Annotated in this window: 14 protein-coding genes; 10 read left to right on the top strand and 4 right to left on the bottom strand. The window is 72.9% G+C overall.

Translation table 11 applies throughout. From position 1 onward, the window contains the following. Nucleotides 1-144: 144 nt before the first annotated feature. From ACGF5U_RS01550 to ACGF5U_RS01540, 3 genes are all read left to right on the top strand, one after another. Nucleotides 145-615 (top strand): SAV_6107 family HEPN domain-containing protein, encoded by a 471-nt coding sequence (locus ACGF5U_RS01550; RefSeq protein ID WP_392713926.1) that lies wholly within the window; start codon nucleotides 145-147, stop codon nucleotides 613-615. Between the two features lie 65 nt (nucleotides 616-680). Continuing rightward, complete coding sequence (locus tag ACGF5U_RS01545; protein ID WP_392713928.1) at nucleotides 681-1,439, top strand: methyltransferase; 759 nt, start codon at nucleotides 681-683, stop codon at nucleotides 1,437-1,439. A 377-nt stretch (nucleotides 1,440-1,816) separates the two neighbouring features. Continuing rightward, nucleotides 1,817-2,209: a DUF3040 domain-containing protein gene (locus tag ACGF5U_RS01540; RefSeq protein WP_392713930.1), complete on the top strand. Its 393-nt coding sequence runs from the start codon at nucleotides 1,817-1,819 to the stop codon at nucleotides 2,207-2,209. A 90-nt stretch (nucleotides 2,210-2,299) separates the two neighbouring features. On the opposite strand, the gene ACGF5U_RS01535 is transcribed toward ACGF5U_RS01540, so the two are convergent. From ACGF5U_RS01535 to ACGF5U_RS01520, 4 genes are all read right to left on the bottom strand, one after another. Next, complete coding sequence (locus ACGF5U_RS01535) at nucleotides 2,300-4,756, bottom strand: DUF3488 and DUF4129 domain-containing transglutaminase family protein (protein WP_392713931.1); 2,457 nt, start codon at nucleotides 4,754-4,756, stop codon at nucleotides 2,300-2,302. Continuing rightward, nucleotides 4,753-6,180: a DUF58 domain-containing protein gene (locus ACGF5U_RS01530; protein WP_392713933.1), complete on the bottom strand. Its 1,428-nt coding sequence runs from the start codon at nucleotides 6,178-6,180 to the stop codon at nucleotides 4,753-4,755. The genes ACGF5U_RS01535 and ACGF5U_RS01530 overlap by 4 nt, the downstream gene beginning before the upstream one ends. Continuing rightward, nucleotides 6,180-7,271, bottom strand: a complete 1,092-nt coding sequence (locus tag ACGF5U_RS01525) for an AAA family ATPase (protein ID WP_392713934.1) — start codon at nucleotides 7,269-7,271, stop codon at nucleotides 6,180-6,182. Before ACGF5U_RS01525 ends, ACGF5U_RS01530 begins: the two co-directional genes overlap by 1 nt. Before the next feature lie 251 nt (nucleotides 7,272-7,522). Continuing rightward, entirely contained in the window at nucleotides 7,523-8,071 is a 549-nt protein-coding gene (locus ACGF5U_RS01520) for a beta-class carbonic anhydrase (RefSeq protein ID WP_392713935.1), read from the bottom strand. A gap of 362 nt (nucleotides 8,072-8,433) precedes the next feature. On the opposite strand from ACGF5U_RS01520, the gene rsmH reads away from it, so the two are divergent. From rsmH to murD, 7 genes are read left to right on the top strand one after another with little or no spacing between them, the layout of a single operon-like run. Next, nucleotides 8,434-9,387, top strand: coding sequence for a 16S rRNA (cytosine(1402)-N(4))-methyltransferase RsmH (gene rsmH, locus ACGF5U_RS01515; RefSeq protein WP_392713937.1), 954 nt, complete (start codon nucleotides 8,434-8,436; stop codon nucleotides 9,385-9,387). After that, entirely contained in the window at nucleotides 9,384-10,163 is a 780-nt protein-coding gene (locus tag ACGF5U_RS01510; RefSeq protein WP_392713939.1) for a septum formation initiator family protein, read from the top strand. The genes rsmH and ACGF5U_RS01510 overlap by 4 nt, the downstream gene beginning before the upstream one ends. Before the next feature lie 4 nt (nucleotides 10,164-10,167). Further along, entirely contained in the window at nucleotides 10,168-12,144 is a 1,977-nt protein-coding gene (locus ACGF5U_RS01505; RefSeq protein WP_392713941.1) for a peptidoglycan D,D-transpeptidase FtsI family protein, read from the top strand. Between the two features lie 17 nt (nucleotides 12,145-12,161). After that, nucleotides 12,162-13,910, top strand: a complete 1,749-nt coding sequence (locus ACGF5U_RS01500) for a UDP-N-acetylmuramoyl-L-alanyl-D-glutamate--2,6-diaminopimelate ligase (protein ID WP_392713943.1) — start codon at nucleotides 12,162-12,164, stop codon at nucleotides 13,908-13,910. Nucleotides 13,911-13,914: 4 nt separating this feature from the next. Next, nucleotides 13,915-15,345: a UDP-N-acetylmuramoyl-tripeptide--D-alanyl-D-alanine ligase gene (gene murF, locus ACGF5U_RS01495; RefSeq protein WP_392713945.1), complete on the top strand. Its 1,431-nt coding sequence runs from the start codon at nucleotides 13,915-13,917 to the stop codon at nucleotides 15,343-15,345. Then, on the top strand, nucleotides 15,342-16,412 hold the full coding sequence (gene mraY, locus ACGF5U_RS01490; protein WP_392713946.1) for a phospho-N-acetylmuramoyl-pentapeptide-transferase: 1,071 nt from the start codon (nucleotides 15,342-15,344) through the stop codon (nucleotides 16,410-16,412). The genes murF and mraY overlap by 4 nt, the downstream gene beginning before the upstream one ends. Beyond that, nucleotides 16,394-17,845, top strand: a complete 1,452-nt coding sequence (gene murD, locus ACGF5U_RS01485; protein WP_392713948.1) for a UDP-N-acetylmuramoyl-L-alanine--D-glutamate ligase — start codon at nucleotides 16,394-16,396, stop codon at nucleotides 17,843-17,845. The genes mraY and murD overlap by 19 nt, the downstream gene beginning before the upstream one ends. The last annotated feature ends 50 nt before the right edge of the window (nucleotides 17,846-17,895 follow it).

Below are 17,895 nucleotides of genomic sequence, written 5' to 3'. Positions count from 1 at the left end.
TTCTTTGAACTGACCAGTCAGTTCAAAAAGTACCGCCGACCGGCCCGGGAGGCAAAACCGCAGGTCAGCGCCGATTGTCAGTGGCGGCTTGCACGATGGGGACATACGGCGGCACTGCCGCCACGCGACGACAGGAGGTTCGTCATGGCCAGCGACGTCCATCCCGTGCAACGCCGGGCCCCGGCGCCCCCGGCCGCCCTCGACCTGCTCGCCCGGGCGTACGCCGCCCTCGACGAGGCGATCGCCCTCGACACCCCCAACGAGCGGTACGCGGCGGCCCACCTCGCCGCCCTCCGCACCGCCGCCGCCGTGCTCGCCGCCCGCGGCAGGCCCGAGCGCGGCCCGCGCCGGCGGCAGCAGATCCGCAGCGCCTGGGAGGTGCTGCCGGAGATAGCCCCCGAGCTCACCGAGTGGAGCGCCCTCTTCGCCTCCGGCGCCGCCCGCAGGGCCCGCGCCGAAGCGGGCATCCAGGGCGCCGCCCGCGCCCGGGACGCCGACGACCTGATCCGCGACGTGGCCGTGTTCCTGCGCCTGGTCGAGCGGATGCTGACGCTCCGCTCGACCCTGCCCACACCCCGTACGGACCCGGCGGAGGCGGACCATCTGGCGGGGTGACGGGGCAGGCCGCGCCAGGCCATAGGGTGGGAGCGTTCGTCACCGTCACCGAGGAGTCAACTGCCGTGTCGGATCCGCAGCGCCCCCGCGCCTCCCTTCGCACCGCCGTGGTGTGGGACGTTCTCGAGGACGCCCTCCACCGGAGGGTCGAGGCGACCGGCAAGGACAGCCTGGACGTGCTCGACACCGGCGGTGGCAGCGGCAACTTCGCCGTGCCCGTGGCCCGGCTCGGCCACCGCGTCACCGTCGTGGACCCCAGCCCCAACGCCCTGTTCGCCCTGGAGCGCCGGGCAGCCGAGGCCGGTGTCGCCGACCGCGTGCGCGGCGTCCAGGGCGACATCCACGGCCTGTTCGACGTGGTGGAGCGCGGCGGCTACGACGCGGTGCTGTGCCACGGCGTCCTGGAGTACGTGGACGATCCCGTCGAGGGCGTCCGGCACGCCGTCGAGGCGCTGCGCCCGTCCGGTGCGCTCAGCCTGCTCGCCGCCGGCCTCGGCGGTGCCGTGCTGGCGCGCGCACTCGCCGGACACTTCACCGAGGCCCGGCAGGCGCTCGGCGACCCGGCGGGCCGGTGGGGCGAGGGCGACCCGGTGCCCCGCCGGTTCACGGCCGAGCAGCTCACCGAGGCCGTCGAGGCGGCCGGCGTCGAGGTCGGCGCCGTGCACGGCGTACGGGTCTTCGCCGACCTGGTCCCCGGGGTCCTGGTGGACACCGAGCCCGGCGCACTGGACGCCCTGCTGAAGCTGGAGGCCGCCGCCGCCGAGCTGCCCGCGTTCCACTCGGTCGCCACCCAGCTGCACGTGCTGGGCGAGAAGCGCGCCTGACCGACGGGACCGCACCGACCAGGACCGCGCCCCACCCGGACCGCACCCGCCGGGACCGTACCCGACCCGGACCGCATCGGGACCGTACCCGACCGGCCGTGACCTCTCGGCGCCCGTGACCGGGCTGATCAGGGGCGCAGCCGCAGATGGAGTACGCCACAGGCCCCCCGATCCGGCCAGGATCCCCGTATGATCGAGGGACACCATCCGGCATGACGGATCGGAGGACGGGGAATCAACGCCTCACCAGCCGAACCGGCATGGCGGCCCGATTGGCGAATTGGCATTGAGGGCGGGTTTCACGGGGGCGATTCCCTGCCTATCCTGAAAGGGCCGCATACCGGTCGCCCCCCGCGACCGACGATGAGGAGGACTCCGTGCCGCTCTCGGAGCACGAGCAGCGAATGCTCGAGCAGATGGAGCGAGCGCTGTACGCCGAAGATCCCAAGTTCGCGACAGCGCTCGAGGGAAGCGGGCTGCGTACGTACACCCGACGACGGGTCTACCAGGCGGTCGCAGGCTTCCTGGTGGGTATCGCGCTCCTCATGGCCGGAATGGTCGCCCAGCAGATCTGGATCAGCGTGGTGGGGTTCCTCGTCATGCTCGGCTGCGCGGTCCTGGCCGTCACCGGCTGGCGCAAGGCGCCCAAGCCGGGTGAGCAGAACGCCGCCGCGGCCGCGCCCACGGGACGGCGTTCCCGGCAGCGCCGCTCGATGATGGACCGGATCGAACAGCGGTGGCAGCGCCGCCGCGACGAACAGGGCCACTGAGCGTCCCGCGTATTTCGACGTACGCCTCAGACATACGGGTGAGGGGTGACCGCTCCGGAGCGGTCACCCCTCACCCGTGTTCGTCCGCCGTCAGCCGCGCTGCCGGGACGGCCTGCGCAGCACCGCCGTCAAGCGCTCCGCGACCACGCGGCGGCCCGCGGCCAGTCGGCCGGAAACCGCCCTGGAGCGCTCCGACGCGGCCCATATGACCCGGACGGCCGAGCGCGGCGCCAGCAGTGCCCGCAGCCTGCCCGGACCGCTCAGCGCGGCCGCCAGACCCTCACGCACCCGGGCCGCGTCCTCCGCCAGGCCCACGGCCGGCTTCGGGTACGGGGCGTAGAGCACCTGCTCCACCGCCCGGGCCAGCCGGTGCGCCGCCTCCGACGAAGCCCCTTCCAGCCGGCCCAGGCGGACGATCCGCTCCGCCGTGTTGCGCGGGGTCAGCGACTCGTCGGGCACCACACCGTGGTCCCAGGCCGTGTCCACGACCTCCCGCCAGACCGCAAGCGTCCGCACCGCCACGTCCTCGGCGCCGCGCCCGCCCGTGGACAGCCGCCGCGCCCGTACGCGCGTGCGCCACAACAGGGGCGTCAGCGGCAGCAGCACCACGGCGACCACGGCCGCCACGATCAGCAGCACCGGACCCAGCGGGAAACCGGACCCCGACCCCGGCGGCGCACCCTGAGCGGCGTCCGGCTCGCAGTCGTCCGCCGTGCCGCTGGAGGACGTGCCCTCGGCGGCACCCGGCAGCGCACCCGGCTGGAGGCCCCGCGGCGGGCAGCTCGCGCCGGTCGACGGCGCGGTCGACGGCTCCGCCGCCGTGCTCGGCCGGGGCGCGGCCGAACCGCTCGGCTGGTCCGTCGGGGTCTGCTGGACCGTGTACTCGGGCACGGATCCCCGTGTCGGCGTCGGCTCGAACCGGGTCCAGCCGACGCCCTCGAAGTACAGCTCGGGCCAGGCGTGGGCGTCCCGGATGCCGACCGACATGGTGCCGGAGACCTCCGGCGTGCCGGGCGTGAACCCGACCGCGACCCGCGCCGGTATGCCGAGCGTCCGCGCCATCGCCGCCATCGTGAACGAGAAGTGGACGCAGAACCCCTTCTTCTGCTGCAGGAACCGGGAGATCGCCGTGATACCGGTGCCGGACGTCACCGTGGTGTCGTAGCGGAAGCCGCCCTCGACGGCGAACCAGTCCTGGAGCCGCACGGCACGCTCGTAGTCGTTCCTGGCGCCCTTCGTGATGTCGAGCGCGGTCGTCCGGACATCGGCCGGGAGCGTCCCCGGGACGCGCGTGTACTCGCGCCGCAGCTCCTCCGCGGCGGGCGGCGCGGCGGCCAGCTGCTCGGCCGTCGGGTTCACCTGGAGACTGCTCACCGAGTACTGCACGCCCCGGGTCGTCTGGTCGTCGTCCCCGACGAGCATCCGGCCCGCCGGTTCGTAGCGCCACTGCCCCGCGATGTCGACCCGGGTCGCCGGGTACGGCATCGGCAGCCACTTCTGCTCGTACGAGCCGGCCGCCGAGATGTTCGTCTTGATCTCGACCGCGCTGACCGCCGGGGCCAGCCCGTCCGGCTGGGGCAGCCGCTCCGGCACGCTCCTGATGGGACGCTGCGACGACTTCCACGCCGTCCCGTCGAACTGGTCCAGCGCGACCAGCCGGAGGTAGAGGGCGGCCGAGTCCTGCGCGTTGGTGCGGTAGCGCAGGACCTCCCGGTCCTCGGGCTGGTTCAGATCGTTCTGCAGGGACACCAGCGGGTTCACCGCGGAGATCGTGCCGCCGCCCGGACCGTCACCCGACCCGTCGGGGTTCAGCAGCCCGCCGCCGAGCGACGGCAGGACGGCCGGTACGAGCAGGGCGACACCAAGCGCCACCGCGCCGATCCGCCGGCCGAAGCGCACCGGCGCGGGGGCGGCGCCCCCGCCCGGCGGAACGAACCTGCCCCGGGCGGTGGCACCGGCGAAGACCCGGCCCCACTGCGACAGCCGGTCCCGGCCCTCCGCCAGCAGGAGCAGCAGGTAGCCGCAGGCAGCCAGCAGGAACCACAGCCAGCTCGCCCCGCCGCCGGACAGCCCGGCGGCGACCGAGTACAGCGCGAGCAGCGGAAGCCCGGCCGGCGCCGCGGCGCGGAACGTCACCGCGAGCGCGTCGACCGCGAGCCCGATCACCAGCACGCCGCCGATGAGCATCAGCCGGATGCCGTCGGTCGCGGGCGCCGGAATCGCGTACTGGCCGACGTCCTCGGCGCCCGCCGTCAGCAGCACGCCGAACCGCTGGAACACCTCGGGCGCCGGCACCAGACCGGCCGGCGCGTACTCCCGCGCGAAGAGGAAGGTCAGCAGCACCACCGCCACCAGGGCCTGCGCGGCCACCGTCAGCGGCCGTGCGAGCGGCACCCGGCGGGCCACCGCGCCCGCGCCGCTCACCACGGCCAGCAGCAGCGCCGCCTGGATGATCCAGACGAACGGATCGACCAGCGGCAGCAGCGACGCCGCCGCCATCAGCGTCGCGGCGTACGCGCACAGCGTCAGCCTCGCGGTCCCGCTCATGACCAACCCCCAGAGAAACCCGCCGTGCCCCCGCCCGCCGTAGCGGACCCGAGGGAACCGCCCGCCGTACCGGACTCATAGGCGCCACCGACCCCGCCGAAGCCGTCCGCGGCGTCCGGCGTCCGGCCCGCGTTCCGCCACAGCTCGGCCAGCGATGCCCCCGGCCGTACGGCCACCGCCACCCAGCCCGCCTCGTGCAGCCGCCGTACCGTCTCGCGCCCGGCGTCCGGGTCGGGCGCGTCGCCCGACGGCCAGGCCCCGGCGTCCAGGACGAAAGCCACCGCGGCGGCGCTGCGCTGCCGCATCCGCGCCGCCAGCGCGGTCTGCTCCTCGTCCAGATCGCCGAAGAAGGCGACCAGAAGCCCCTCGTCACCGCCCCGCAGCATCTCGTAAGGACGGGACAGACCCTCCTCGTCGGAGTGGTCGACGACCGCGAGCGTGTCCATCAGCAGGCCGGCCGCGTCCGCCGAGTCCTGCGCCGAGCCCACGTACCCTTCGGAACCCTCGCCCGCCAGCGTGTTGCCCGTGTCCGTCAGCAGCCGCACCGCGTAGCCGCGCTCCAGCATGTGCGTCAGCACCGACGCCGCGCCCGACACCGCCCACTCGAACGCCGAGTCCGGGCCACCGCCCTCGTAGGCGGCGCCCCGGGTGTCCAGCAGCACCGTGCACCTGGCCCGCTGCGGCTGCTCCTCGCGGCGGACCATCAGCTCGCCGTACCGCGCGGTGGACCGCCAGTGCACCCGCCGCAGGTCGTCGCCGTGCCGGTAGCCGCGCGGGATGACGTCGTCCTCGCCCGCCGCCGCCAGTGACCCCTGGCGGCCGTCGCCGTACCCCGCGGCCTCGCCGGACAGCCGCAGCACGGGCAGCGGTTCGGTGCGCGGGATGACGGTCAGGTCGTCGTGGGCGCTGAAGGAACGGCTCAGTTCGCACATGCCGAACGGATCGCTCAGCCGCAGCTGCAGCGGGCCGAGCGGATAGCGGCCGCGCAGGTCCGAGCGGACCCGGTACGACACCTCGCGCCTGCCGCCCGGCTCCACCCGGTCCAGCACGAACCGGGGCCTCGGACCGAGCACGTACGGCACATGGTCCTGGAGCATCAGCAGCCCCGTGGGCAGCCGCGACACGTTGTCCATCCGCAGATGGACCCGGGCCTCCGAGCCGGCCGCCACCCGCTGCGGGCTGAGCCGCCGGGTGCCCGCCACCTGGTAGCGCGTGCGGTACAGCACGGCCACCGAGACCAGCGGCAGCACGGAGAGCAGCAGCCCGACGCGCAGCAGATCGGCCTGGCCCAGGACGTACGCGCAGCCCGCCGCCGCGACACCGGCCGCGAGGAACGACCGGCCGCGTGTGGTCAGCCCGCCGAGGGCGGCCCGTACGCCGCCGGTGCGCTCGCCGTCCGGGGCGGCGGTCCCCCCGGCCGCCATCACAGCCGCCGCAGGCCGGGCTGCTGCTGGCCGTGGAACGGGGCTTCCGGCTGGAGCGGGCCACCGGCCTGGAGCGGGCCACCGGCCTGGAGCGGGCCGCCCTGCCGCGGCGAGACCGCGGGCGGGGTCGCCGCCGGCACGGGGGTGCGCTGCAGGATGTCCAGCACGACCTGCTCGGGCGTACGCCGGTTCAGCTGCGCCTGGGCGGTGGGCAGCAGCCGGTGCGCCAGCACCGGGACGGCGAGCGCCTGCAGGTCGTCGGGCAGCGCGTACTCACGGCCGCTCAGCGCGGCGGACGCCTTCGCGGCGCGCAGCAGGTGCAGTGTGGCGCGCGGCGAGGCGCCGAGTCTGACGTCCGGGTGGGTGCGGGTCGCGGCGACCAGGTCCACGGCGTACCGCCGGACCGCGTCGGCGACATGGACCGTACGGACCGCGTCGATCAGCTTCACGATGTCGTGCGCGTGGGCCACCGGCTGGAGGTCGTCCAGCGGCGACACCGAGCCGTGCACGTCCAGCATCTGGAGCTCGGCCTCGGCGCTCGGGTAGCCGATCGAGACCCGGGCCATGAAACGGTCGCGCTGCGCCTCCGGCAGCGGATACGTCCCCTCCATCTCCACGGGGTTCTGCGTGGCCACCACCATGAAGGGGCTGGGGAGTTCGTACGACTGCCCGTCGACGGTGACCTGGCGCTCCTCCAGCGACTCCAGCAGCGCGGACTGCGTCTTGGGGGACGCGCGGTTGATCTCGTCGCCGATCACGATCTGCGCGAAGATCGCACCCGGCTTGAACTCGAAGTCCCGTCGCTGCTGGTCGAAGACGGACACGCCGGTGATGTCCGACGGCAGCAGGTCCGGGGTGAACTGGATACGCCGCACGGAGCAGTCGATGGACCGTGCCAGCGCCTTCGCCAGCATGGTCTTGCCGACGCCGGGCACATCCTCGATCAGGAGGTGCCCCTCCGCCAGCAGTACGGTCAGCGAAAGCCGTACGACCTCGGGCTTGCCCTCGATCACCCTCTCCACCGACCGCCGGACCCTGTCCGCTGTGGTGGTCAGATCAGTGAGGCTCGCTCGCTCGTCATAGGTCGTCACCCGGCCCTCCTCGGCCCTTCCCCCGCGCTCCCGGGAGGAGCGGGGGACCCGTTCATGGGCCGATGCGCGCTGACGGCACGGCCCACCCGTGAAACACGGACACCACCTGGAGAGTTCCAGGAGGTGTCACTCCCGCATTCTTGTTGCCGTCACGGCGTTGTGTCACTCGCCTGTGGACAACCGTGGGTGTTATGTCGGGTGTTGCCGTGTTTCGTGTCCTGTGGAAATCCTGCGAAGGCCCGGCTGGGACGTCAGGACGCCGGGTCGATCTCCCGCAGCAGGCCCGTGGTCACGTCGAAGACGAAGCCCCGCACGTCGTCGGTGTGCGGCAGGAAGGGCGACGTGCGCACCCGCTGCATCGACTGCCGTACGTCCTGGTCGACGTCGCGGAAGGCCTCCACCGCCCACGGCGGCCGCTGCCCGACCTCCTGCTCCAGCTCGTGGCGGAAGTCCTCGGTGAGCGACTCCAGGCCGCAGCCGGTGTGGTGGACGAGCACCACGCTGCGGGTGCCCAGCGCCCGCTGGCTGATGGTGAGCGAGCGGATGACGTCGTCGGTGACCACACCGCCCGCGTTGCGGATGGTGTGACAGTCGCCCAGTTCGAGGCCGAGGGCGCTGTGCAGGTCGATACGGGCGTCCATGCAGGCGACGACCGCGACCTTCAGCACCGGCCGGGCGTCCATGCCCGGGTCGGTGAAGTCGGCGGCGTAGCGCTGGTTCGCCGAGAGGAGGCGGTCGGTGACCGTCCCGAGGGGGCGGTCCTCGCTGGAGGAAGGGGGCGCGGAAGTCGACATACCCATGACGTTAGTGGTCACGGCCGTGATCGGCGCGCCGTGAGACCGGACAAAGAGCGTCAATGAGGCTGCTTGTGAGGTAACCCACAGGCGTGAAAGCCACCCGTCCGTTCAGGGGAAAACACCGGGATCATCCCTCTTTCCCTGACGCCAGGGCGACGCGCTGGCCGGTTGATTGACCGGGCGGGGGAGTGGACTAGAGTGACGCGGAGTACACGGAGACACGGAGACAACGAGCGATTCGCGCGGTTTCTCCCCCGCGTGTGCGGCGGTTACCCGGGGCGCGGCCTCCTCCCGCTCGCCGGTCGGCCGACGCCCTCACCCGGCACCGGCGGACCGCGTACGCCGCGCCGGATCTGAGAGGGCACATGAGCGACACCCGACACGTCCCGGTGATGCTCCATCGGTGCCTGGACATGCTGGCCCCCGCGCTGACGCGGCCGGGCGCGGTGGTCGTCGACTGCACCCTGGGCCTCGGCGGCCACAGTGAGGCACTGCTGACCCGGTTCCCCGAGGCGCGGCTGATCGCCCTCGACCGGGACAAGGAGGCCCTGCGGCTCTCCGGCGAACGGCTCGCGCCCTTCGGTGAGCGCGCCACCCTCGTCCACGCGGTGTACGACGAGCTCCCCGCCGTACTGGACCGGCTCGGCGTGCCGCGCGTCCAGGGCGTCCTGTTCGACCTCGGCGTCTCATCGATGCAGCTCGACGAGGCCGACCGCGGGTTCGCCTACGCCCAGGACGCCCCGCTCGACATGCGCATGGACCAGACGACCGGCATCAGCGCGGCCGAGGTCCTCAACACGTACCCGCCCGGTGAGCTGGTGCGGATTCTGCGCGCGTACGGCGAGGAGAAGCAGGCCAAGCGGATCGTGTCGGCGATCGTGCGGGAACGGGAGAAGGAACCGTTCACCAACAGCGCCCGGCTCGTGGAGCTCATCCGCGACGCCCTGCCGCAGGCCGCCAAGCGGACCGGAGGCAACCCCGCGAAGCGGACCTTCCAGGCCCTGCGTATCGAGGTCAACGGCGAGCTGAGCGTCCTGGAACGGGCGATCCCCGCCGCCGTGAAGGCGCTGGCCGTCGGCGGCCGGATCGCGGTCCTGTCGTACCACTCGCTGGAGGACCGCCTGGTCAAGCAGGTCTTCGCGGCCGGCGCCGCGACGACAGCGCCGCCCGGCCTGCCCGTCGTACCGGAGCAGTACCAGCCGAGGCTCAAGCTGCTCACGCGCGGTGCCGAACTTCCGACGGAGAAGGAGATCGCGGAGAACCGCCGCGCGGCCCCGGCCAGGCTCCGGGGCGCCGAACGGATCAGGGAGGACGTGTGACGAAAGCGGGACCGCTGAAGGGGCGGGCGGCACGGCTGGCACGGCTCATGCCGTCCAGGCCGAGCACCGCCGCCCGTACCCCTTTCGTCCTGCTGGTCGTGCTGCTGCTCGGCGGCGGCCTGATCACCCTCCTGATGCTCAATTCCGCCCTCAGCCAGGGATCCTTCGAACTGAGCGAACTGAAGAAGCGGACCACCGAGCTCACCGACGAGGAGCAGGCGCTCCAGCGGGACGTCGACGACCGCTCCGCCCCCGACGCGCTGGAGCGGCGGGCGCGCGAACTCGGCATGGTCCCCGGCGGCAGCCCCGCCTTCCTCGAACCGGACGGCAAGGTCCGAGGCGTCCCCACCAAGGCCAAGGCGCCGCCGCCCGCCGAGCAGCCCCTCGCCGGCTCGGCCGCCCCGCCCCAGGACCCGGCCGCCGCAGGATCCCCACCTCCCGCCGGATCCCCGGCCGCGACCCCCGCGAGCCCGCCGCCGACCGCCCCCGCGCCCTCCACGGCGGGGCAGCCCTCCACCGCCGGACAGCCCGCGCCGCAGACGGCGGGGACCCGGCCCGTCGACGGATCGGCGACCGGCACCGCCCAGCCTGCTCCTCCGTCCGGCACCGCCCAGCCCGGTGATACCCAGCCCGGCACCGCCCAGCCCGCCCCGTCCTCCGCGCCCGCCGCCGGACAGCCCCGCGCCGCCGACCGTTCGGGGTCCGGACCCGCCCGGCCGGACTCCGGCGCCGCCGGCCTCTCCGTACCCTCCGCCCCGACGACCTCCGGCAGGTGACGCAGTGCCCGCCCAGGAACCTCCGCGCCGCCGTGTGCCGGGTCCGGCCCGCTCGGCCCGGCCCGCCGGCCGCCCCGCCTCCCGGCCCGCGCCGCGCCGCCCGCGCCAGGCACCCCGGCGGCCCCGCGCCGGAGCGCCCGGCACGATCCGGCTCGGCAGCCCCAGGCCCCGCCTCCGGCTGGTGAGCCTGGGCCTGACCCTCGTCATGCTGGCGTTCGTCGTGCGGCTGCTCCAGGTCCAGGCCGTCGACGCCAGCGCGTACGCGGCCAAGGCGGAGAAGAACCGCTATCTGAGCCACAAGCTGGCCGCCGAGCGCGGCGAGATCACCGACCGGTCCGGTATCGCCCTCGCGGCCAGCGTCGACGCGTACGACATCACCGCCGACCCGCAGATGTTCACGCCCGCCGAGAGCAAGGTCCCCGACGCTCCGGAGCAGGCCGCCGCGCTCCTCGCGCCGATCCTGGGCAAGGACCCCGCCACGCTCGTCGAACAGCTCAAGAGCCCCCCGTCGCCCCGTTACACGGTCCTCGCCCGCAAACAGACGCCCCAGGTCTGGAACCAGATCAAGGACCTGAAGAACGTCTTCGCGAAGAAGGCCCGCGAGGAGAAGGCCAGGGGCGGCCCCGGCGTCAGCGTGCTGGCCGGCGTCCTCAGCGAGCGCAGCAGCAAGCGCGTCTACCCCAACGGCACCCTCGCCGCCGGGATACTGGGCTGGGTCAACGCCGACGGCCGGGGCGCGGGGGGTGTCGAGTCCATGCTCGACGAGGAGCTCGCCGGACAGGACGGCAAGATCAAGTACGCCCACTCCGGCGGCCGCCGCGTCCCCACCGCGGGCTCCGCCGAGACCCCCGCCGTCCCCGGCTCCGACATCGAGCTGACCATCGACCGCGACATCCAGTGGGCCGCCCAGAAGGCGATCGGCGAACAGGTCGCCGCGTCCAAGGCGGACCGGGGATACGTCATCGTGCAGAACACCCGCACCGGCGAGGTCCTCGCCATGGCCAACGCCCCCGGCTTCGACCCCAACGACCTCTCCCAGGCCAACGCCGCAGCCATGGGCAACGCGGCCCTCCAGGACGCCTACGAACCGGGCTCCACGGCCAAGGTCATGTCGATGGCCGCCGTCCTGGAGGAGGGCGCCGCCGCCCCCGGCACCCATGTCGTCGTGCCCAACCGGCTGCACCGGGGCGACCGGCTGTTCAAGGACGACATCGACCACCCCACCTGGTACCTGACCCTCAACGGCGTCCTGGCCAAGTCGTCCAACATCGGCACGATCCTCGCCACCGGCCAGCTCGGCAAGACCCAGCCGCAGGCCAACCAGGTCCTCCACTCCTATCTGCGCAAGTTCGGCATCGGCAGCCCGACCGGCCTCGGCTACCCCGGCGAGACCTCCGGCATCCTCGCCGAGCCGAAGAAGTGGAACACCTCCCAGCAGTACACGATCCCCTTCGGCCAGGGCCTGTCCATCAACGCGATGCAGGCGGCCTCCGTCTACTCGACCATCGCCAACGGCGGCGTACGCGTCGAACCCACCCTCGTGCGCGGCACCAAGGGACCCGACGGCCGCTTCACCCCGGCCCCCGCCCCGAAACAGACCCGTGTCGTCAGCGAGAAGACCGCCAGGACGCTCGCCGCCATGCTGGAATCGGTCGTCGACGACCAGGAGGGCACCGGAACCAAGGCCGCCATCCCCGGCTACCGTGTCGCCGGCAAGACCGGCACCGCCAACCGCGTCGACCCGGAACTCGGCCGCTACAAGGGCTACACCGCCTCCTTCGCCGGCTTCGCGCCCGCCGACGACCCGCACATCACCGTCTACTGCGCCATCCAGAACCCCACCAAGGGCAACTACTTCGGGGGCCAGATCTGCGGCCCCATCTACAAGAAGGTCATGGAGTTCGCCCTGAAGACCCTGCACATCGCACCCACCGGCAAGGAACCCCCGCGGATGCCGGTCACGTTCGAACCCGGCGAGTGAGCCGACGGGAGCCCCCAGTGACAACCATCACCCCCGATCCCGGGAACCGCTCAGGCGCCGACGGCGACCCGGCGGCCCCATTTAGCCCCATGGCGGGTACGCCCGGTACGCTCACCGCCGTGCCACACGCTGATCAGTCCCGAAACGCCCGGAAGGACGCCCCCGCGAAACAGCCGGGAGCGCCCCGACCGGTCCAGGTCCGCCCCACACCCCTCGGCGAACTGGCCGCCCGGCTGGGCGTCTCCTCCCCGCACGGCGCCCCGGGCGACACCCCGCACGGCGCCCCGTCCGGCTCCCCGTACACCGGCGAGGTCACCGGCATCACCCACGACTCCCGTGCGGTCCGCCCCGGCGACGTGTACGCCGCGCTGCCCGGCGCCCGTCTCCACGGCGCCGACTTCGTGGCCCAGGCCGCCGGGCTCGGCGCCGCCGCCGTCCTCACCGACCCGACCGGCGCCGAACGCGCCGCGGCGACCGGCCTGCCGGTCCTGGTCACCGAGGACCCGCGCGGCCGGATGGGCGAGCTCGCCGCCGAGATCTACGGAACGCCCGGCGCGGACCTCCTGCAGATCGGCATCACCGGCACCTCCGGCAAGACCACGACCGCCTACCTGGTCGAGGGCGGCCTCCGGGCCGGCGGCCGGAACACCGGACTGATCGGCACCGTCGAGACGCGCATCGGCGACGAGCGCATCAAGTCCGAACGCACCACCCCGGAAGCCACCGACCTGCAGGCGCTGTTCGCGGTGATGCGCGAGCGCGGCGTCGACGCGGTCGCCATGGAGGTCTCCAGCCACGCCCTGGTGCTCGGCCGCGTCGACGGCTGCGTCTTCGACGTCGCCGTCTTCAACAACCTGAGCCCGGAGCACATGGAGTTCCACTCCGACATGGAGGACTACTTCCAGGCGAAGGCCCAGCTCTTCACGCCGCGCCGCAGCAGGCGAGGCGTCGTCAACTTCGACGACGAGTACGGAAGGAGGCTGACGAAGGAGGCGTCCGTGCCCGTCGTCACCTTCTCCGCCGAAGGCGACCCGGACGCCGACTGGCGGGCCGAGAACGTCGAGATCGGCCCCCGGGGGAGCACGTTCACCATCCGCGGCCCCCAGGGCGAGACGATCCGCGCCGAAGCACCGCTGCCCGGCCCGTTCAACGTCGCCAACACCCTCGCCGCCGTCGCCACCCTCGCGGTCGCCGGAGTGGACCCGCAGCGGGCCGCCGACGGCATCGCGGCCGTCCCGGGCGTCCCGGGCCGCCTGGAGCGCGTCGACGCGGGCCAGCCGTACCTCGCGGTCGTGGACTACGCCCACAAGACCGACGCCGTCGAATCCGTCCTGCGCTCCCTGCGCAAGGTCACCGAGGGCAGGCTGCACATCGTGCTGGGCTGCGGCGGCGACCGCGACGTCACCAAGCGCGGCCCCATGGGCGCCGCCGCCGCGCGGCTCGCGGACACCGCCGTACTGACCTCCGACAACCCCCGCTCCGAGGACCCCCTCGCGATCCTCGCCACGATGCTCGCCGGCGCCGCCGAGGTCCCCGTCCACGAACGCGGCGACGTCCTCGTCGAAGCCGACCGGGCGGCCGCCATCGCCGCCGCCGTCGCCCGCGCCCGGCCGGGCGACACCGTGCTCGTCGCGGGCAAGGGCCATGAACAGGGCCAGGACATCGCCGGCGTGGTCCGCCCCTTCGACGACCGCGAGGTCCTGCGCGAAGCCATCGAGGCGCGGACCGCCGGGCGCGCCCATCGACCCGAGAACAGTCAGGGATGAAGAAGTGATCGCCCTCTCCCTCACCGAGATCGCCGCAATCGTCGGCGGGCAGTCGTACGACATACCGGATCCGGCGGTACAGGTCACCGGCCCGGTCGTGTACGACTCCCGCCAGGTCGAGCCCGGCAGTCTGTTCGCCGCGTTCGCGGGTGAACACGTCGACGGCCACGCGTACGCGCGGCGCGCCGTCGACGCGGGCGCCGTCGCCGTGCTCGCCACCCGGCCCGTCGGCGTGCCCGCCATCGTCGTCGACGACGTACGGACCGCGCTCGGCGCGCTCGCGCGCACCGTCGTCGAGCGCCTCGGCACCCAGGTCGTCGCGCTGACCGGCTCGGCCGGAAAGACCAGCACCAAGGACCTGATCGCCCAGGTGCTGGAGCGCAAGGCGCCCACCGTCTGGACGCCCGGGTCCCTCAACAACGAACTCGGCCTGCCGGTCACCGCGCTGCGGGCGACGGAGGAGACCGAGCACCTCGTCCTGGAGATGGGGGCGCGCGGAATCGGCCATATCCGCTACCTCACCGGACTCACCCCGCCGAAGATCGGGCTCGTGCTGAACGTGGGCACCGCCCACATCGGCGAGTTCGGCGGCCGCGAGCAGATCGCCCTGGCAAAGGGCGAACTCGTCGAGGCTCTGCCGTCGGCGGACGAGGGCGGCGTCGCCGTCCTCAACGCGGACGACCCGCTCGTACGGGCCATGGCATCGCGCACCACGGCACGCGTGACGTTCTTCGGCGAGGCCGACGACGCCGCCGTACGTGCCGAGAATGTCCGGCTCACAGAGAACGGACAGCCCTCTTTCAGGCTTCACACACCCACCGGGTGCAGCGACGTGACCATGCGCCTGTACGGTGAGCACCACGTGTCGAACGCGCTCGCCGCGGCCGCCGTCGCCCATGAGCTGGGCATGCCCGTGCACGAGATCGCCACCGCGCTCTCCGAGGCGGGCACCCTCTCCCGCTGGCGCATGGAGGTCACCGAGCGTCCGGACGGTGTGACGATCGTCAACGACGCCTACAACGCGAACCCCGAGTCCATGCGAGCGGCGCTGCGCGCGCTGGCGGCCATGGGCAGAGCCGCAGAGGCGAAGGGGGGCCGTACGTGGGCGGTGCTCGGCCTGATGGCCGAGCTCGGCGACGAGGCGCTCGCCGAGCACGACGCGGTCGGGCGGCTCGCCGTCCGGCTCAATGTCGGCAAGCTCGTCGCAGTCGGGGGCAGGGAAGCGGCCTGGCTGCAACTGGGCGCATATAACGAGGGTTCGTGGGGTGAGGAGTCGGTGCACGTGTCCGACGCGCAGGCGGCGATCGACCTGTTGCGCAGTGAGCTGCGCCCGGGTGACGTCGTGCTGGTGAAGGCTTCCAGGTCGGTCGGGCTCGAGCGGGTCGCCCAGGCACTGCTCGAGAACACCACCGAGGGCGAGGTCGCCGGCCGATGAGGCAGATCCTCTTCGCGGGAGCCATCGGGCTCTTCCTGACCCTGATCGGTACACCGCTGCTGATCAAGCTCCTGGCCCGCAAGGGATACGGGCAGTTCATCCGTGACGACGGCCCGCGCACCCACGGCAGCAAGAAGGGCACGCCCACCATGGGCGGCATCTCCTTCATCCTGGCCACGCTCATCGCGTACGCCCTGGCCAAGGTCATCACCGGCGAGGACCCCACCTACTCGGGTGTCCTGGTGCTGTTCCTGATGGCCGGCATGGGCCTCGTCGGCTTCCTCGACGACTACATCAAGATCGTCAAGCAGCGTTCGCTGGGTCTGCGGGCCAAGGCGAAGATGGCGGGCCAGCTGATCGTCGGTATCGCCTTCGCGGTACTGGCGCTCCAGTTCTCCGACAAGCGCGGGCTCGCCCCGGCCTCCACCAAGCTGTCGTTCATCACCGACTTCGGCTGGACCATCGGCCCCGTGCTGTTCGTGGTCTGGGCGCTGTTCATGATCCTCGCCATGTCGAACGGCGTGAACCTGACGGACGGTCTTGACGGTCTGGCGACCGGCGCGTCCGTGATGGTCTTCGGCGCGTACACGTTCATCGGGCTCTGGCAGTTCCAGGAGTCCTGTGTCAACGCCATGACCCTGACCAACCCCAACGCCTGCTTCGAGGTGCGCGACCCGCTCGACCTCGCCGTCGTCGCGTCCGCGCTGATGGGCGCCTGCTTCGGCTTCCTGTGGTGGAACACCTCACCCGCGAAGATCTTCATGGGCGACACCGGATCGCTGGCCCTCGGCGGCGCGCTCGCCGGTCTCGCCATCTGCTCCCGCACCGAGCTGCTGCTCGCCCTCCTCGGCGGTCTCTTCGTCCTGATCACCCTCTCGGTGATCATCCAGGTCGGCTCCTTCCGGATGACCGGCAAGCGGGTCTTCCGGATGGCGCCGCTCCAGCACCACTTCGAACTCAAGGGGTGGTCCGAGGTCCTTGTCGTGGTCCGGTTCTGGATCATCCAGGGCATGTGCGTCATCGTGGGTCTCGGCCTCTTCTACGCGGGATGGGCAGCCGACAAGTGAGCAGCGGCGTAGGGGACTGGCACGACAAGAACGTCACCGTCGCCGGGCTGGGCGTGAGCGGTATGCCCGCCGCCCGCGTCCTGCACGGCCTCGGCGCGCGGGTCACGGTCGTCAACGACGGGGACGACGAGCGCTCCCGGGCCCAGGCGGCCGAGCTGGAGGCCGAGGGGATCACGGTCCGCCTCGGCGGCGAATCCGCGGGCCTCCCGGACGGCACCGAGCTGATCGTCACCGCACCCGGATGGCGCCCCGACAACCCCCTGTTCGCGGCCGCCGACGCGGCGGGCGTGCCCGTGTGGGGCGATGTCGAACTGGCGTGGCGGCTGCGCGACCTGGACGGCCGCGAGCCCGCCCCGTGGCTCGCGGTCACCGGCACCAACGGCAAGACCACCACCGTGCGGATGCTGGCCTCCATCCTCCAGGCGGCCGGGCTGCGGACCGCCGCCGTCGGCAACATCGGCGTCTCGCTCCTCGACGCCGTCCTCGGCGACGAGGAGTACGACGTCCTCGCCGTCGAGCTGTCCAGCTACCAGCTGCACTGGGCTCCCTCGCTGCGCGCCCACTCGGCCGCCGTGCTGAACGTGGCGCCTGACCACCTCGACTGGCACGGCTCCATGACGGCGTACGCCGCCGACAAGGGGCGTGTCTACGAGGGCAACACGGTCGCCTGCGTGTACAACGCCGCCGACCCGCTGACCGAGGACCTGGTGCGCGAGGCCGACGTGGAGGAGGGCTGCCGCGCGATCGGCTTCACCCTCGGCACGCCCGGCCCCTCCCAGCTGGGTGTCGTGGACGACATCCTGGTGGACCGGGCCTTCGTGGAGAACCGGCAGAAGCAGGCACAGGAGCTCGCCCAGGTCTCCGACGTCCAGCCGCCGGCCCCGCACAACATCGCCAACGCGCTCGCCGCCGCGGCCCTGGCCCGTGCCTTCGGCGTGGAGCCGGCGGCCGTACGGGACGGACTGCGGGCCTTCCGGCCCGACGCCCACCGCATCGAGTACGTCGAAGAGGTCGAGGGCGTCTCGTACGTGGACGACTCCAAGGCCACCAACACGCACGCGGCCGAGGCGTCGCTCGCCGCCTACGACCCGATCGTCTGGATCGCCGGCGGCCTCGCCAAGGGCGCCACCTTCGACGAACTCGTGCGGAAGTCCGCGAAGCGGCTCAGGGGCGCCGTCCTCATCGGCGCCGACCGCGCCCTGATCCGCGAAGCCCTCGCGCGACACGCCCCCGAGGTCCCGGTGGTGGACCTCGACCGGACCGACACTGGGGCGATGGCGGCGGCGGTCCGGGAAGCGGCGCGGCTCGCCCAGCCGGGGGACACGGTCCTGCTCGCCCCGGCCTGCGCCTCGATGGACATGTTCACCAACTACAACAAGCGTGGCGAGGCGTTCGCGGACGCCGTGCGCGCACTCGCCGCCGGGCTCGCCTGACCAGCCGCCAGGTCCGGTGTCGCCGGGCACGACTGGAGGGGACAGCGACG

Source organism: Streptomyces sp. NPDC047886, from assembly GCF_043204435.1.
Taxonomy (GTDB): Bacteria; Actinomycetota; Actinomycetes; order Streptomycetales; family Streptomycetaceae; genus Streptomyces.
Note: the sequence above shows the minus strand (reverse complement) of the source record. Positions and strands in the feature narration are given on the sequence as shown.

Excerpts from the sequence above, each read along its gene's own strand:
- ACGF5U_RS01550 (WP_392713926.1), top strand. The coding sequence starts at position 145 with ATGGCCAGCGACGTCCATCCCGTGCAACGCCGGGCCCCGGCGCCCCCG.
- ACGF5U_RS01535 (WP_392713931.1), bottom strand. The coding sequence starts at position 4,756 with ATGAGCGGGACCGCGAGGCTGACGCTGTGCGCGTACGCCGCGACGCTG.
- ACGF5U_RS01530 (WP_392713933.1), bottom strand. The coding sequence starts at position 6,180 with ATGGCGGCCGGGGGGACCGCCGCCCCGGACGGCGAGCGCACCGGCGGC.
- ACGF5U_RS01520 (WP_392713935.1), bottom strand. The coding sequence starts at position 8,071 with ATGGGTATGTCGACTTCCGCGCCCCCTTCCTCCAGCGAGGACCGCCCC.
- rsmH (WP_392713937.1), top strand. The coding sequence starts at position 8,434 with ATGAGCGACACCCGACACGTCCCGGTGATGCTCCATCGGTGCCTGGAC.
- mraY (WP_392713946.1), top strand. The coding sequence starts at position 15,342 with ATGAGGCAGATCCTCTTCGCGGGAGCCATCGGGCTCTTCCTGACCCTG.
- murD (WP_392713948.1), top strand. The coding sequence starts at position 16,394 with ATGGGCAGCCGACAAGTGAGCAGCGGCGTAGGGGACTGGCACGACAAG.